Origin of the sequence: Arthrobacter sp. NPDC056493, assembly GCF_042795115.1 — a bacterium.
Classification (GTDB): Bacteria; Actinomycetota; Actinomycetes; order Actinomycetales; family Micrococcaceae; genus Arthrobacter.
In genome coordinates this window covers 1-12932 of record NZ_JBHTSL010000045.1, presented here as the reverse complement: position 1 = coordinate 12932, position 12932 = coordinate 1, and the positions used below count along the sequence as shown (strand labels likewise).

Below are 12932 nucleotides of genomic sequence, written 5' to 3'. Positions count from 1 at the left end.
TTTTTAACAAATCATTTTTGTGCCTGGATTAATTCGGGGCCCAAAGGGGCTGGCTTTTGTTTTGTTTTTCACCCCCCAAAACGACAACAACTGCGAGCTACTTGGGTAACCTACCTCTCGGGCTCGGCGGGATTCGCCGCGATGTCGATCTCCAGCTGCCGGCGCGTTTCCAGCATCACCGGCACCAAACCGGCGTCGAACACGGCCCGGAACCTGGTCACCGGGGTCGCCACGCTGAAAGCGCCCACCACATCGCCCTTCCCGTTGTGCAGGGACATGCCCAGCGCGCTGATGCCCTCCTCCGTTCCCTCGAAGTTCGCCGCGAAGCCGTTGCTGCGGACCGTTTCCAGTTCCCGCAGGAACGCCGGGTACTCGGCGTCGGAAATGCTGTCACCGCCGATCTCCGCATTGGCGCTCCGGAACAGCTGCTCAATCAGCGCCGGCTCGAGCTCGGCCAGCATCGCCTTGCCGCCCGACGCCCTGTTCGCCGGCAGTACGGTGCCCTGCCTATCGCCGACGCGAAGGGCGCTGATGCCCTCCACGGTCTCCAGGAACCGGACCTTGGTGCCCACCCGGATCATGAGGTTCACGGTCTCGTTGAGGCGCGAACTCAGCAGCTCCATGTGGGGCCGGGCCACATTGCGCAGCAGCCGGGTCCAGGTGACGCCGGCCGGCCCCGCTCCCATCGCCGGCCCGGGGACGTAACGCCGGGTTTCGTCCTGCACGGCAAAGCCCCGGTACACGAGCATGGCCAGCAGGCGGTGCGCGGTGGACGGGGCCACGCCCAGCTCGCTGGCGGCATCCTTGAGCCGCAGGCTGCCGCCGTCCCGCAGCAGCTGCAGCAGCTGCAGAGCATTGTCGACCGCCTCGATTGAATACGTGGGCTTCTTCCGGAGGGGCTTATTCTGCATGCCAGAATTCTATTGGAACGTCATGCCGTCAGCCCTGACAGTGGTGGCATGAATCACACACCTTCCGCTGCGGCGCCGGAGCTGCCCATGCCCGGAGCAGCCCTTCCGCCGGCCGCGCCCCGGTTTTCCAAACAGTCCGCCCTGGCCGTGCTCGTCTGCTGGCTGCTGGTGGTCTTCGACGGCTACGACCTCATCGTCTACGGAACCGTCCAGTCGGCCCTCATCAACGACACCGGCTGGGGGCTGACAAAGGCGACCGCCGGTACGGTCGGATCCATGGCGTTCGCCGGCATGATGATCGGCGCCGTCTTCGCCGGCCGGATGGCCGACACCTGGGGCCGCCGCCGGACCATCCTGGGCTGCGCCGTGGTGTTCTCGGTCTTCACCATCCTCTGCGCCTTCGCCCCGAACGCCTACACCTTCGGCGCCCTGCGGCTGCTGGCCGGCATCGGCCTCGGCGGACTGGTGCCCTCGGCCAACGCCCTCGTGGCGGAACTTGTGCCGGCGAAATGGCGGTCCACCATAGCCACCCTGATGATGTCCGGCGTTCCGATCGGCGGATCACTGGCCGCGCTGGCAGGCATCCCGCTGATCCCGGCGTACGGCTGGCAGGTTATGTTCCTGGTCGCTGTCGTGGCCCTGGCGGTGGTCATCCCGCTGGGCGTGGGCTTCCTGCCGGAGACCCTGCCGCCGGCCGGGGTTCGGCAGGCGGCCGGGACCGCAACCCCGGAAACCAGGCCGGGGTTCCGTTCCCTGCTCCGCGCGCCCTACCTGGGCGTGAGCGTGCTGTATGCGGTGGCCACCCTCGTGACCCTCTTTGCCTGGTACGGGCTGGGCACCTGGCTGCCCAACCTGATGCAGCTGGCCGGCTACAACCTCGGCTCTGCGCTCACGTTCGCGCTGGCCCTGAACCTGGGTGCCGTCGTCGGCTCTGTGGCCACAGCCTGGGCCGGGACCCGCTTCGGCCCCGTCCCGACGGCGGTCGCGGCAGCCGCGGTTGCCGCCGTCGCCCTCCTGGTGCTGGTGACCGGGCCGCCGGTCACCGTGGTGTACCTGATGCTGGTCCTCGCCGGCGTCGGAACGCACGGAACGCAGTGCCTGGTCATCGCCGCTGTCGCCAGCCATTACCCCGCCCACCTGCGGGGGACTGCCCTCGGCTGGGCCCTCGGCGTGGGCCGGATCGGCGCGGTGGCCGCACCGCAGGCCGGAGGCCTGCTGCTGGCAGCCGGGCTGGGCGTCAACTCCAACTTCCTGGCGTTCGCCGGGGCCGCCGCCGTCGCAGCACTCCTGCTCGTCGCCGTCGGCGCCAAAACCATCCGCACAACCCCAACCCCTGTAGGAGTCAACAATGTCTAACCCGAAACCGTCCACCGATGTCCTGGTGATCGGCGGCGGAATGGCCGGCCTGGCCGGCGCCCTCGCCCTCCGTGAGAACGGCGCCGAGGTCACCCTGCTGGAACGGGCACCGGAGTTCGGCGAGGTCGGGGCGGGCCTGCAGATGGCGCCCAACGCCTCCCGCGTGCTCAAGCGCTGGGGCCTGCTGGACAAGGCGCTGGAGATCGGTGTCCGGCCCAGGCACCTCGTCTTCCGGGACGCCGTGACAGGCGAAGAGCTCACCCGGCAGTCCCTTGGCGGCACCTTCGAGGAACGCTACGGCGCCCCCTACGTCGTCATTCACCGCAGCGACCTGCACCGCATTCTCCTCGACGCCTGCCGGGATGCCGGGGTCCGGCTGGTCAACGACGTCACGGTCGAGTCCGTCCGGACCGTGGACGGCCGGGCCACGGCAGAGGCAGCGGACGGGGCCACGTACCAGGCGGACGTCGTCCTCGGGGCGGACGGACTCAAGTCCGCACTCCGCCGCGAGGTAGCGCAGGACGGCCCGGTGTCGTCGTCGTACGTGGCCTACCGCGGGACCGTCCCCATCACCGGGGACACACCCCGGGGCGACCTCGAGGACGTGATTGTCTACCTCGGCCCGGACTGCCACCTGGTCCAGTACCCGCTGCGGAAGGGCGAACTGCTCAACACCGTGGCCGTCTTCAAATCAGCCTCCTTCGAACGCGGCGAGGAACAGTACGGGGGAGTGGACGAGCTCCAGGCGGCCTACAAGGACTGTGTCCCCGCGGTCCGGGAGGCACTGAAAAACCTCGCCACCGGCGTCCGCTGGCCCATGTACGACCGCGACCCCATCGAAAACTGGGTGGCCGGCAGGATGGTGCTGATGGGCGACGCCGCGCACCCCATGCTTCAGTACCTCGCCCAGGGCGCCTGCCAGGCCCTCGAGGACGCCGCCGTGCTGCAGGAGGCCAGCCTCGGGACCGTGTTCACTGAGGACGGTGCAGACGCCGGCGGCTGGGACGCCGCCATCCGGGATTTCAATGCCGCACGCGCCGCACGCACGGCCCGGGTCCAGCGCACCGCCCGCGTCTGGGGCGAGTCCTGGCACGTCTCCGGGCTGGCCCGCACCCTTCGCAACCTGCTCTTCAAGAGCCGGAAGGACGGCGACTACCAGTACAACGACTGGCTGTACGGCCAGGACGGCGACGGCGTGCCCTCCGCAGCGGTTCCGGCGGCCCGGGTGGGAGTCCCCGCTTAAAAAAGCCCTTGCCCCTCCGGGCCCGCCGTCCGTAGCGTGGGCTGCAGGGCCGCCGGCGGGCCGGCGCCCGTAGCAGGCGCTGGAGGAACGCGGTGGAAAATACAGTCACCCTGTACCTGGATGTCGACGGCGTCGTGTGCCCGTTCGGACCGACGGGAGCAACGCCGTGGGGCTCAGCCTGGCGGTTTGCCTACGCCGGGATGCTGGAAGTGGCCTACGCGGCGGAGCTGGTGGCGGGCCTCAACCGGCTGTCGCTGCTGCCCGGGCTCCGCTGCGTCTGGCTCACCAGCTGGGAGGAACTCGCGCCGGCCGTGCTCTGCCCGGTCACCGGACTGAACGGAAGCTCCTGGCCGGTGCTGACCGCCGACGGCGCGGGAGGCGGTGCGGAATGGTGGAAGCTCGAAGCCATCCAGGCGGATGTGGGCAGGCACGCTCCGGAGCGGATCATCTGGGTGGACGACCAGCTCGCCTTCGAGGGCCGGGCGCAGGCGTGGGCACGGATTCTTGGCCGCCGTGCCTTGCTGGTCTCGCCGGATCCCCGGACCGGCCTGTCGCGGGGTGACCTGGCGGACATCCATGAATTCGCCCGCGGCCCGGACCCGCAGCTGTAACCGCCCGTCCGCGTCGCAGGTTGGACCTCGTCAGCAGGACGCGTACCATCGATAAGGTTTCAAGCCTGCCCTGCAGCTCCGCTACCCCCACCCACAGACGTTTTCTTAAACATCGGGTGAACTATGCTGTGCAGTGCAGGCAGGGGAAGTGGAACTGCTGTACGTAGACTCTGCAGATTGGGCAACAGGTGGACATCACCTTCATGGTGGCGCTGGTCATTGCGCTGGCATTATTTTTTGACTTCACGAACGGGTTCCATGACACCGCCAACGCGATGGCCACGCCCATTGCCACCGGTGCGATCAAGCCGAAGACTGCGGTTGCCCTCGCGGCGGCCCTCAACCTCGTCGGCGCGTTCCTGTCCACTGAAGTCGCAAAAACGGTCTCGGGCGGCATCATCCGCGAGGGGTCCGGCGGGGTCCAGATCACCCCGGACATCATTTTCGCCGGCCTGATGGGCGCCATCCTGTGGAACATGATCACCTGGCTCAAGGGACTGCCCTCCAGTTCATCCCATGCGCTCTTCGGAGGCCTCATCGGTGCCGCGATCGTTGGCCTCGGTTTCCACTCCGTCAACCTGGAGACGCTGCTCCAGAAGGTCATTCTCCCTGCCGTTTTCGCCCCGGTCATCGCCGGGCTTGTGGCCTACGTCTGCACCCGCATCGCCTATGCCCTCACGTCCCGGCACGATCCGGAGACGGGCAGCAAGCTCACACAGAAGCGCGGCGGCTTCCGGACCGGCCAGGTCTTCACCTCCAGCCTCGTGGCGCTGGCCCACGGCACGAATGATGCACAGAAAACCATGGGCATCATCACCCTGGTGCTCATCTCGGCGGGAACCCAGCAGCCCGGCTCGGGCCCGCAGCTGTGGGTGATCACGGCGTGTGCCCTCGCCATCGCCGTTGGAACGTACGCCGGCGGCTGGCGGATCATCAGGACCATGGGCGCCGGCCTCACCGAAGTGAAGCCCGCCCAGGGCTTCGCGGCCGAGTCAAGCACCGCCTCCGCCATTCTGGCCTCCTCGCACCTGGGTTTTGCCCTGTCCACCACCCAGGTGGCATCCGGATCGGTGATCGGCTCCGGCATGGGCCGCCGGGGTACGACGGTGCGCTGGGGCATGGTGGGCCGTATCGCCCTCGGCTGGCTCTTCACGCTGCCGGCCGCGGGCATTGTCGGTGCGCTGACCGCGCTGCTGGTCAAGACCGGGGTTGTCGGTGTGGTGATTGCGGCCGTGGCCGGCATCGGCGCAGTCATGTACATGTTCCTGGTGTCCCGTAAATCGCAGGTTGGCCATCACAACGCCGTCGAAGTCGAAGAGGCCGGCCAGGCTGTCCGCTTCGCCAAGAAGAAGGCCCTTGCCAGGGCACGCGCCGCCGAGCGCGCCAACAACATCGATCCGAAGGGCCCGCAGCGATGAAGTGGCTGGAACTCCTCACCGTAGCCGGCGCCACACTGATTGCCGCCGTGACCGTAGTGGTCCTCTACTCCCTCGGCGTCCGGCTGACCGCCATCGCCGGGGACCGCCAGGCCATTGCGCCGGTGTGGGTCAAGTACCTCTCCTACGCCTGCTTCGGGCTCTGCGGCATCGCCGTGCTGTTCGGCCTCTACCTGATCATTCCGTACTTCAGCAGCTAGGCCGGCCCCCTCTGGGAAGAGGGAACGGGAGTGGCTAGGCTGGGCCCATGCCGAGCGTCCAGTATTATGTTGCGTCCTCCCTCGACGGCTTCATCGCCACCGCGGACGACGACCTTGCCTGGCTGCTGCAGTTCGACGGCTTCGAAGGCGGCAAGGAAAGCTACGAAACCTTCATGGCCGGAGTCGGCTGCATCGTCATGGGCGGGACCACCTACGAGTGGCTGATGGAGCACGAACCCGGCAACTGGCCCTACCCCGGCACGCCCTGCTGGATCTTCACCCACCACGAGTTCAGTGGCCCGCCGGGAGCGGACATCACCTTCGTGCGCGGAGAGGTGACCGAATTCATCGACGACCTTCGGCGGGACGCCGGGGGCAAAAACATCTGGATGGTGGGCGGCGGGGAGCTCGCCGCCCAGTTCGCCGGCGCCGGCCTGCTGGACGAACTGATCGTTTCGGTGATCCCGGTGGTCCTTGGCGGGGGAAAGCGGCTGCTTCCCATTGTCCAGGGTCCGACGGCGCCACTTGAGTTGCAGGAGGCCCGTCCCCAGGGGCGGGGGATCGTGGAGCTCCGGTACCGCTGGCCTGATCGTTAGGGTGTTTCCGGCGGCTAACGGATGAGGTTGGTGATGCGGGCCGTGGACAGCCGTCGTCCCTGGTCGTCGGTCATCACGATTTCATGCGTGGTCAGTGTCCGGCCCAGGTGGATGGCCGTGCAGGTTCCGGTCACTGTGCCGGCGGAGACCGCGCGGTGGTGCGTGGCGCCAACCTCGATGCCCAGTGCCTGGCGTCCGGGGCCGGCATGCATCCCGGCGGCAAACGAGCCCAGGGTTTCGGCGAGCACCACGTGTGCGCCGCCGTGCAGGATCCCGGCCACCTGGGTGTTCCCTTCCACCGGCATCGTGGCCACACACCGTTCGGGGCTCATCTCCAGGAACCGGATCCCCATCTTCACCACGAGGGCGCCGATGCCGTACTCGGCAAGCCAGTCGTGGAGGTGCTCCGGAACGCCGGCGGCAAACAGTTCTTCCCTGAAGTCGGCTGCGGCCGCGGCTTCCGCCGCGGCGGGCGCCTCAACCGGGGCGGGCGTTTCGACGGCGGAGCGCCCTTCCGCCGTCGGGTCGGCCTCTGTGGGACTGGCCTCACCGGCAGGGCCGGGCGTGAAATTGTCCATCATGGCAACTAGGCTGGCACCTGTGAGTGAAACAACCAAACCGGCCCCAATTCCGTCCGCAACCCAGACCCTGGAGGACATCGCCGTGTCCTCGCCCGATGCCCCGTCGGTGTCGGCCACCGAGGCGCCCGTCGTCCCCCTGACGGAGCAGCCCCGGCTTCTGGTGCTGGACGGGCACTCCATGGCCTTCCGGGCCTTCTTCGCCCTTCCGGCCGACAAGTTCTCCACCGCCAGGGGCCAGCACACCAATGCGATCCACGGCTTCACCTCCATGCTCATCAACCTGATCAAGGAACAGAAGCCCACCCACGTCGCGGTCGCTTTCGACGTCTCCGATGACACCACTCACCGCAAAGCCGAGTACAGCGACTACAAGGGCGGCCGCAACGAGACCCCGCGGGAAATGAGCGGCCAGATCGACCTGATCGACCAGGTCATGGGCGCCTGGGGCATCAAGACCATCAAGATGCCCGGCTACGAGGCCGATGACATCCTGGCCACGCTCGCAGCGATGGGTGAAAAGGCCGGCTACGAGGTCCTGCTCGTGTCCGGCGACCGTGACGCCTTCCAGCTCATCACCGACAACGTGTTCGTGCTGTACCCGAAGAAGGGCGTCAGCGACATCCCGCGCATGGACGCCACCGCCGTCGAAGAAAAATACTTCGTCAGCCCCTCCCGGTACTCGGACCTCGCCGCCCTGGTGGGCGAGACTGCGGACAACCTGCCGGGCGTTCCCGGCGTCGGACCCAAGACGGCAGCCAAGTGGATCAACCTTTACGGCGGCCTGGAGGGCGTGCTGGAACACCTCGACGCCATCGGCGGGAAGGTGGGGGACTCACTGCGCGCCAACGTGGACGCCGTCAAGCGCAACCGCAAGCTGAACCAGCTCCACACCGACCTTGACCTCCCGGTGACGCTGGACGAACTGGCCGATCCGCGGCCCGACCAGCAGGCGCTCGAGGAGCTCTTCGACGAGCTCGAATTCAAGACCATCCGCACCCGGCTCTTCGATCTCTACGCCAGCGAGGCCCCGGCCCCGGAGCGCGAAGCCCTGGAGACCCGGGACTTCGCCGCGCTGATGGACGCGGACGCGCTCCGGGCCTTCCTCGAGGCAGGGGCCGGGCAGCGCTCTGCCCTCGCCGTGGACGTGCTGCCCGGCCGGATCGGCGAGGACGCGGACGCCGTCGCCATCGTGCGCGACGATGCCGCCGCCTACGTGGAGCTCACCACGTTGGACGCCGACGCGGAAAACATCCTGGCGCAGTGGCTCCGGGATGCGGACTCCCCGAAGGTGATGCACGGCTACAAGGCTGCACTGAAAGCGCTGGCCAACCGCGGGTTCGGCCTGGAGGGCGTGGTGGATGACACCTCCATCTCCGGCTACCTCATCCAGCCCGACCGCCGGACCTACGAACTGGGCGAACTGGCCCAGTTCCACCTGAACATCCACATCACGCCCGAGGCCGCCAAGGCGGGCCAGCTGGAGCTGGCGTTCGACGACGACGCCGCCGCGGCGTCCGGCGCGCTGGTCCAGGTGGCCGCCGTCGTCCATAAGCTGAGCCGGTTCTTCGAATCGGAACTGAAGGACCGCAAGGCCGAGGACCTGCTGGCCACGCTGGAACTGCCGGTGAGCCGGGTGCTGGCGGACATGGAAAAGACCGGCATCGCCGTCTCCATGGAGCTGATGGACGAACAGCTGGCGGATCTGGCCAGAGTGATTGACGACGCCCAGGAACGGGCGTTCGCCGCGATTGGCCACGAGGTGAACCTCGGTTCGCCGAAGCAGCTGCAGACAGTCCTCTTCGAGGAGCTGCAACTGCCCAAGACCAAGAAGATCAAGTCCGGCTACACCACGGACGCCGCATCCCTGAAAAACCTGCTGGAGAAGACCGGGCACGAATTCCTGGTCCAGCTCATGGCGCACCGCGAATCTGCCAAGCTGCGGCAGATGGTGGAGACGCTGAAGAAGTCGGTGGCGGAGGACGGGCGAATCCACACCACCTACGCGCAGAACGTGGCCGCCACCGGGCGCATCTCGTCCAACAACCCCAACCTGCAGAACATCCCCATCCGCAGTGAGGAAGGCCGCCGCGTCCGTGGCATCTTCGTGGTCAGCGACGGCTACGAATGCCTGCTGTCCGCGGACTACTCACAGATCGAAATGCGCATCATGGCGCACCTGTCCGGGGACGCCGGCCTGATCGAGGCTTATCGCGAGGGGGAGGACCTGCACCGCTTCGTCGGCTCGTCCATTTTCCACGTGCCGCCGGCCGAGGTCACCAGCGCCATGCGTTCCAAGGTCAAGGCCATGTCCTACGGCCTGGCCTACGGGCTGACGTCCTTCGGCCTGTCCAAGCAGCTGGAGATCTCGGTGGACGAGGCCAGGAACCTCATGAAGGACTACTTCGACCGGTTCGGTGCCGTGCGCGACTACCTCCGCGGCGTGGTGGACCAGGCCCGGGTGGATGGCTACACCGCCACGATCGAAGGCCGGCGCCGCTACCTGCCGGACCTCACCAGTACGGACCGGCAGTTGCGGGAGAACGCCGAACGCATCGCCCTGAACTCGCCCATCCAGGGCTCGGCCGCGGACATCATCAAACGCGCCATGCTGGGCGTGCATGCGGAACTGGCCGCACAGGGACTCAAGTCGCGCCTGCTGCTGCAGGTCCACGACGAACTCGTGCTGGAAGTGGCCAAGGGCGAGCGGGAGGCAGTCGAAAAACTGGTCACGGAGCAGATGGCCGCCGCCGCTGAACTCAGCGTTCCGCTGGAAGTCCAGATCGGCGTCGGCACCAGCTGGTACGACGCCGGGCACTAGCCTTCCCGGCTTCAGTCACCCGCCATTCCGTGACCGCCGCCGGCATCAATTTGTGCCGGCGGCGGTTGCCGGAGAGGGTCACTGTGGCGGTCCGGCGGGACCTTGGCTAGGCTCGAGGCTGTGTCTAATCTGAGCGTGGACTATGAAATCCGGCGGTTTGAGCCGGCAGCCAAAGACGATCCTGCGTACCCGCAGTCGGTTGCGTGGATGCGGGCGGTAGCCTTCGGCTTCCACGATGCCCGGCGCACGGACGAGCGCGTGGACACGAGCATCGAACTGCAGCGCACGGACCGGCGCGTCATGACCGGCGTGTACCAGACGGGAACGGTTGCCGGTCACTCCCTGGGCGCCGACGTTCCCGTTGCCACTTTCGGGACCATGAACAAAACCCTGAACATCGGTTTCGGCCGGCTGCTGGATACCCGGCTGGTGACTGCCGTGACGGTCCGGACCTCGCACCGGCGCCGCGGCCTGCTGCGCCGCATGATGGGGGAGGACCTCGCCCTGGCCCGGGAGGAAGGCCTCGCGATGGCAGCCCTCACCGCCTCCGAGGCCTCGATTTACGGCCGGTTCGGGTTCGGCGTGGCAACATCCGAGCAGGCCGTGAAGGTGGACACCACTGCGCGTTTCAGGCTGAACCACCTTCCCCTGGGCAGCGTCGAGGTTGCCGACCCCAAGGTGCTGCTGGAGCTGGCTCCGGACGTCTTCGACCGGGTCCACCGCAGCACCCCCGGATCGATCGGCCGCCATGAGTTCTACCGGCAGTTCGCCTCGGGGTCCGTCAGCCGCGACGGCGGCGAGGACCCGAAGGTCAAGGTGGCGCTGCACTACGGGCCCGGCGGCGACGTGGACGGCTACGTGTCGTACCGGTTCGCCGGCTGGTCCAGTACCCCGTACACCATGGAAGTCGTGGACCTGGTCGCGGCCACCGGGGCCGCGTACCTTGAGCTGTGGCAGTACCTGGGGGCCATCGACCTGGTGGAACGCATCACCTGGGAGGAAGCGCCCGTGGACGACCCCCTGCGCTGGGCCCTCGAGGACGCGCGCTGTGTGGAGTCCTCGGCAGCCCGGGACATGCTGTGGCTGCGGATCCTCGACGTGCGGCAGGCGCTGGAAGCGCGGCACTACCCGGCCGACGGGCAGCTGGTGCTGAAAGTCGCCGACTCCCTCGGGCTGACCGGCGGCACCTTCGCCGTGGAGGTGGATGGCGGCACCGCGGCAGTCACCGCAGTCGGGAGCGGCGCGCCGGGCATCAGGACACCGGACCTCAGGACACCGGACCTCGAGCTGGATGTGGCGGCGCTGTCCGCCATGTACCTCGGGGGCGTCAACCCCGTGACCCTGGCGGCGTCGGGACGCATCGTGGAACACGCGCCGGGGGCGGCGTTCCGCGCCGCCCGGATGTTCGCCGTCGAACGCACGCCGCACTGCCTGACGCATTTCTAGCGCTTTGACCCCGGTTGGCGCTTGCTACTAGAATAAACGGGCGTGTACTACGTGCACGTTTTTTCTTCAATCCACAAAATCAGGATGACCAGGCACTTCCTTGCGGAGTGCCCGCACCTTCGCCTGCATTCCATAATGCGGGCGAAGCGGTTTGCCTGACCGACTAACTATCCACAACGGAGCCCCTACTACATGACCATCACCTCCACCGAGAAGCCCGGTACCCCCGTAGTCGCCATTAACGACATCGGTACCGCTGAGGACTTCCTCGCAGCTGTCGACGCCACCATCAAGTACTTCAACGACGGGGACCTCGTCGAAGGTACCGTCGTCAAGGTCGACCGCGACGAAGTTCTGCTCGACATCGGTTACAAGACCGAAGGTGTCATCCCCTCCCGCGAGCTTTCCATCAAGCACGACGTTGATCCCGGAGACGTTGTCTCAGTCGGCGATCAGGTCGAAGCCCTGGTGCTCACCAAGGAAGACAAAGAAGGCCGCCTGATCCTCTCCAAGAAGCGTGCTCAGTACGAGCGCGCCTGGGGCGACATCGAGAAGGTCAAGGAAGAAGACGGTGTTGTCACCGGTACCGTCATCGAGGTTGTCAAGGGTGGTCTTATCCTCGACATCGGTCTGCGCGGCTTCCTGCCCGCATCCCTCGTCGAGATGCGCCGTGTGCGCGACCTTGCTCCGTACATCGGTCAGCAGATCGAAGCCAAGATCATCGAGCTGGACAAGAACCGCAACAACGTTGTGCTGTCCCGCCGTGCATGGCTCGAGCAGACCCAGTCCGAGGTCCGCTCCACGTTCCTCAACAAGCTGGAAAAGGGCCAGGTCCGTCCCGGCATCGTTTCCTCCATCGTCAACTTCGGTGCATTCGTGGACCTGGGCGGCGTAGACGGCCTGGTTCACGTTTCCGAGCTGTCCTGGAAGCACATCGACCACCCGTCCGAGGTTGTCGAAGTTGGCCAGGAAGTCACCGTCGAGGTTCTCGAGGTCGACCTGGACCGCGAGCGTGTGTCCCTGTCGCTCAAGGCTACGCAGGAAGATCCGTGGCAGACCTTCGCCCGCACCCACGCCCTCGGCCAGGTTGTTCCGGGTAAGGTCACCAAGCTCGTTCCGTTCGGTGCGTTCGTCCGCGTCGAAGACGGCATCGAAGGCCTCGTGCACATCTCCGAGCTGGCTGTCCGCCACGTTGAGCTGGCTGAGCAGGTTGTCTCCGTTGGCGACGAGCTGTTCGTCAAGGTCATCGACATCGACCTCGAGCGCCGCCGCATCTCCCTCTCCCTCAAGCAGGCGAACGAGGGCGTTGACGCCGACAGCACCGAGTTCGATCCGGCTCTGTACGGCATGGCCGCTGAGTACGACGAAGAGGGCAACTACAAGTACCCGGAGGGCTTCGACCCGGAGTCCAACGAGTGGCTTGAAGGCTACGAGAACCAGCGCGCCGCCTGGGAGCAGCAGTACGCTGACGCCCAGACCCGCTGGGAAGCCCACAAGAAGCAGGTTGCCCAGCACGCTGCCGACGACGCCGCTGCTGCGACGTCCGGCGACAGCGACTCCGGCACCACCAGCTACTCCTCCGAGCCGGCTGCCACCGATTCCGGTGCAGGCACGCTTGCTTCGGACGAGGCTCTTGCCGCTCTGCGCGAGAAGCTGACCGGCAACTAATTGCCCGGCTGGCTGACAGTCAGTAAGGCTGGCTGACAGTCCGCAAAAAAGGTGGCCGTCCCCGAA

The 12932-nt window shown here is 67.0% G+C and carries 11 protein-coding genes; 9 read left to right on the top strand and 2 right to left on the bottom strand.

The annotated features are described in order from the left end of the window. Positions 1-110: 110 nt before the first annotated feature. Positions 111-911 carry an IclR family transcriptional regulator gene (locus tag ACFQ50_RS17010; protein WP_377996820.1) on the bottom strand — a complete coding sequence of 267 codons (801 nt, stop codon included), beginning with the start codon at positions 909-911 and terminating at the stop codon, positions 111-113. A gap of 48 nt (positions 912-959) precedes the next feature. Between ACFQ50_RS17010 and ACFQ50_RS17005 the strand changes: the two genes are divergently transcribed. From ACFQ50_RS17005 to ACFQ50_RS16980, 6 genes are all read left to right on the top strand, one after another. After that, positions 960-2267, top strand: a complete 1308-nt coding sequence (locus ACFQ50_RS17005; protein ID WP_377996819.1) for an MFS transporter — start codon at positions 960-962, stop codon at positions 2265-2267. Continuing rightward, positions 2260-3510 (top strand): FAD-dependent oxidoreductase, encoded by a 1251-nt coding sequence (locus ACFQ50_RS17000; RefSeq protein WP_377996818.1) that lies wholly within the window; start codon positions 2260-2262, stop codon positions 3508-3510. Before ACFQ50_RS17005 ends, ACFQ50_RS17000 begins: the two co-directional genes overlap by 8 nt. Before the next feature lie 92 nt (positions 3511-3602). Next, the gene (locus tag ACFQ50_RS16995; RefSeq protein WP_377996817.1) at positions 3603-4121 is read left to right on the top strand and encodes an HAD domain-containing protein; all 519 of its coding nucleotides are present in this window, start codon (positions 3603-3605) and stop codon (positions 4119-4121) included. Between the two features lie 188 nt (positions 4122-4309). Then, on the top strand, positions 4310-5539 hold the full coding sequence (locus tag ACFQ50_RS16990) for an anion permease (protein WP_377996816.1): 1230 nt from the start codon (positions 4310-4312) through the stop codon (positions 5537-5539). Further along, entirely contained in the window at positions 5536-5757 is a 222-nt protein-coding gene (locus ACFQ50_RS16985; protein ID WP_377996815.1) for a hypothetical protein, read from the top strand. Before ACFQ50_RS16990 ends, ACFQ50_RS16985 begins: the two co-directional genes overlap by 4 nt. Before the next feature lie 47 nt (positions 5758-5804). Beyond that, positions 5805-6353, top strand: coding sequence for a dihydrofolate reductase family protein (locus tag ACFQ50_RS16980; RefSeq protein WP_377996814.1), 549 nt, complete (start codon positions 5805-5807; stop codon positions 6351-6353). A 14-nt stretch (positions 6354-6367) separates the two neighbouring features. On the opposite strand, the gene ACFQ50_RS16975 is transcribed toward ACFQ50_RS16980, so the two are convergent. Continuing rightward, entirely contained in the window at positions 6368-6934 is a 567-nt protein-coding gene (locus ACFQ50_RS16975; protein WP_377996813.1) for a hotdog fold thioesterase, read from the bottom strand. 178 nt (positions 6935-7112) lie between these two features. Between ACFQ50_RS16975 and polA the strand changes: the two genes are divergently transcribed. From polA to rpsA, 3 genes are all read left to right on the top strand, one after another. After that, positions 7113-9752 carry a DNA polymerase I gene (gene polA / locus ACFQ50_RS16970; RefSeq protein WP_377996845.1) on the top strand — a complete coding sequence of 880 codons (2640 nt, stop codon included), beginning with the start codon at positions 7113-7115 and terminating at the stop codon, positions 9750-9752. Between the two features lie 129 nt (positions 9753-9881). Further along, a complete protein-coding gene (locus ACFQ50_RS16965) occupies positions 9882-11198 on the top strand; it encodes a GNAT family N-acetyltransferase (protein ID WP_377996844.1) in 1317 nt (438 codons plus the stop codon). 192 nt (positions 11199-11390) lie between these two features. Further along, complete coding sequence (gene rpsA / locus ACFQ50_RS16960; RefSeq protein WP_377996812.1) at positions 11391-12866, top strand: 30S ribosomal protein S1; 1476 nt, start codon at positions 11391-11393, stop codon at positions 12864-12866. The last annotated feature ends 66 nt before the right edge of the window (positions 12867-12932 follow it).

Bases quoted from the DNA above. Each gene is read 5' to 3' on its own strand.
- ACFQ50_RS16980 (WP_377996814.1), top strand. From the start codon at position 5,805: ATGCCGAGCGTCCAGTATTATGTTGCGTCCTCCCTCGACGGCTTCATC.
- ACFQ50_RS17010 (WP_377996820.1), bottom strand. From the start codon at position 911: ATGCAGAATAAGCCCCTCCGGAAGAAGCCCACGTATTCAATCGAGGCG.
- ACFQ50_RS17005 (WP_377996819.1), top strand. From the start codon at position 960: ATGAATCACACACCTTCCGCTGCGGCGCCGGAGCTGCCCATGCCCGGA.
- ACFQ50_RS16975 (WP_377996813.1), bottom strand. From the start codon at position 6,934: ATGATGGACAATTTCACGCCCGGCCCTGCCGGTGAGGCCAGTCCCACA.
- ACFQ50_RS17000 (WP_377996818.1), top strand. From the start codon at position 2,260: ATGTCTAACCCGAAACCGTCCACCGATGTCCTGGTGATCGGCGGCGGA.
- ACFQ50_RS16985 (WP_377996815.1), top strand. From the start codon at position 5,536: ATGAAGTGGCTGGAACTCCTCACCGTAGCCGGCGCCACACTGATTGCC.
- rpsA (WP_377996812.1), top strand. From the start codon at position 11,391: ATGACCATCACCTCCACCGAGAAGCCCGGTACCCCCGTAGTCGCCATT.
- polA (WP_377996845.1), top strand. From the start codon at position 7,113: ATGGCCTTCCGGGCCTTCTTCGCCCTTCCGGCCGACAAGTTCTCCACC.